Raw genomic sequence first — 2,350 nt, 5'->3', positions numbered from 1 at the left:
CGTATTCGGCCAGGAAGAAGATGGCGAAGCCCATGCCCGAGTACTCGACCATGTGACCGGCCACGATTTCCGCCTCGCCCTCCACCACGTCGAAGGGGTGGCGGTTGGTTTCGGCCACACCCGAGATCAGGTAGACCATGAAGATGGGCAGCAGCGGCAACCAGTTCCAGGACAGGAAAGACAGACCCATGCTCGCGCCGTGGCCCTTGGCCTGCGAGGCCACGATGTCCCCCAGGTTCAGGCTGCCGGCGGTCATCACGACCACCAGGAAACAGAAGCCGATGGCGATTTCGTAGCTCACCATCTGGGCCGAGGCGCGCAAGGCCCCCAGGAAGGCGTACTTGGAGTTGGACGCCCAGCCCGCGATGATCACGCCATACACCTCGATGGAGGTGATCGCCAGGATCACGAGCAAACCGGCGTTGACGTTGGCGATGACCGATTCAGGGCCGAACGGCACAACCACCCAGGCGGCCAGCGCCGGCATGATGGCCATGATGGGGCCCAGGCGGAACAGGCCCGGCGCGGCGGCGCTGGGGCTGATGATTTCCTTGGTCAGCAGCTTGAGCGCGTCGGCGATCGGTTGCAGCAGACCGAACGGTCCCACGCGGTTCGGGCCCAGGCGGACCTGCATGAAACCCAGCAGCTTGCGCTCCCACAGCGTGAGGTAGGCCACGGCCCCCATCAGCGGGGCCAGCACGACCACGATCTTGAGCAGGCTCCAGATCACAGGCCAGGCGGCCGTCGTCCACCACGAGGCCGGCAGCAGGCCCAGACCGGCGTTGTACATCGCGTCGATCATGCGTGTGCTCCTTGGGCTGCGCGGCCATCGGCCGTCAGCTGCAGCGAACTGGCGCGCCGCACCAGCGAATCGAGTTGGTAGATGGGCGCCACGCAGGGTTGGCCCTGCGCAGGACTGGTGTCGATAAACGCCGAGCTGGCATTCGACAGCCGTGCGGCATCCACCACCTCACCACCGGCCACGCCCGGCAGCGCCGCCGACAGCACTGCTTGAGACGAATCGGCATCAAAGCCTGACAGGCCCAGCAGGTTGCCGAGCACGCGCAGCACCTTCCAGGCCGGACGGGTGTCACCCAGCGGGCGCACCACAGCGTGGAAGCTCTGCAGGCGGCCTTCGGCGTTGACGAAGGAACCCGAGGTCTCGGTGAACGGTGCGATGGGCAGCAGCACGTCGCTGATGTCCAGATTGGCCTTGAACGGGCTGAGCGTGACCACCATGCCAGCGCCCTGCAGACCGGCGGCGCCGGTCGCGCTGTCGTGTGCGGGTTCGGTGTTCAGCAGGATGGCCGCCTTGAGGGCGCCGCCCAGCATCTGGCCGGCGTTCAGGCCGCCCTGGCCTGCCAGGGCGTTGACGAGCTGAGCGCCCACCGTGTTGGCGGCTTCGGTGAGGTAACCCACGGTGGCACCGGTCTGCTGCGCGATCCAGTTGGCCAGCGACAGCAAGCTGGACGCCTGGGCGTGGTGCGCCGCGGCGTTGCCCAGCAGGATGGCTTTGTGCTCACCGCTGAGCAGAGACTTGGCCACGGCACGCGCGGCATCGGTCACCTCGGCAACCACCGGCGCGAGCACGCCGATGTCGGCGCCCACGGCATTGGCGATGCCGGCGAGTGCGGCCACCCAGTGCGTGCTGTCGGCCAGCACTTCGTTCTTCACCGCCATCGCCCAGTCTTGCGACCCGGCGTTGAGCACGTTCACCTGGGCACCCTTGCGAGCGGCCTGACGGATGCGCTGCGCGAACAGCGGATGGTCTTTGCGCAGGTTGGAACCGACCACCAGCACGCGCTGCAGCGACGACAGCTGCGCGACGGGCAGGCCCAGCCAGCGGGCGGCGCCAGCGGGCGCGGCGTTGCCGAAGTCGACCTGGCGCAGGCGGGTGTCGATGTTCTGGCTGCCCAGACCGCGCACCAGCGCTCCGGCCAGGGCCAGTTCTTCCACCGTGCTGTGCGGGCTGGCCAACACGCCGATGGCGTTGGCGCCGTGGTCGGCCTTGACCTGCTTAAGGCCATTGGCGACGTACTCCAGCGCGGTCTGCCAGTCGACCGTCTTCCATTCCCCGCCCTGCTTGAGCATGGGCTGGGTCAGGCGGTCTTCACCGTTGAGGGCTTCGTACGAGAAACGGTCGCGGTCGGCGATCCAGCACTCGTTGACGGCTTCGTTCTCCAGCGGCACGACGCGCATGACCTGGTGGTTCTTGACCTGGACGATCAGGTTGGCACCGGTCGAATCGTGCGGGCTCACGCTCTTGCGGCGCGAGAGTTCCCAGGTGCGGGCGCTGTAGCGGAACGGCTTGCTGGTCAGCGCACCGACCGGGCAGATGTCGATCATGTTG

Annotated in this window: 2 protein-coding genes; both read right to left on the bottom strand. The window is 67.4% G+C overall.

Features of this window, described 5'->3' with window-relative positions; translation table 11 throughout:
- Positions 1 to 802 (bottom strand): NADH-quinone oxidoreductase subunit H (locus tag RMP09_RS00990; RefSeq protein WP_310564143.1); only part of this gene is annotated, 802 nt, incomplete at its 3' end.
- The coding region (locus RMP09_RS00985; protein WP_310564142.1) for a molybdopterin-dependent oxidoreductase at positions 799 to 2,350 on the bottom strand (1,552 nt) is incomplete at its 5' end. The genes RMP09_RS00985 and RMP09_RS00990, both read right to left, overlap by 4 nt.

Source organism: Hydrogenophaga sp., assembly GCF_031426985.1.
Classification (GTDB): domain Bacteria; phylum Pseudomonadota; class Gammaproteobacteria; order Burkholderiales; family Burkholderiaceae_C; genus Hydrogenophaga.
This window is presented reverse-complemented; position numbering and strand designations above follow the sequence as displayed.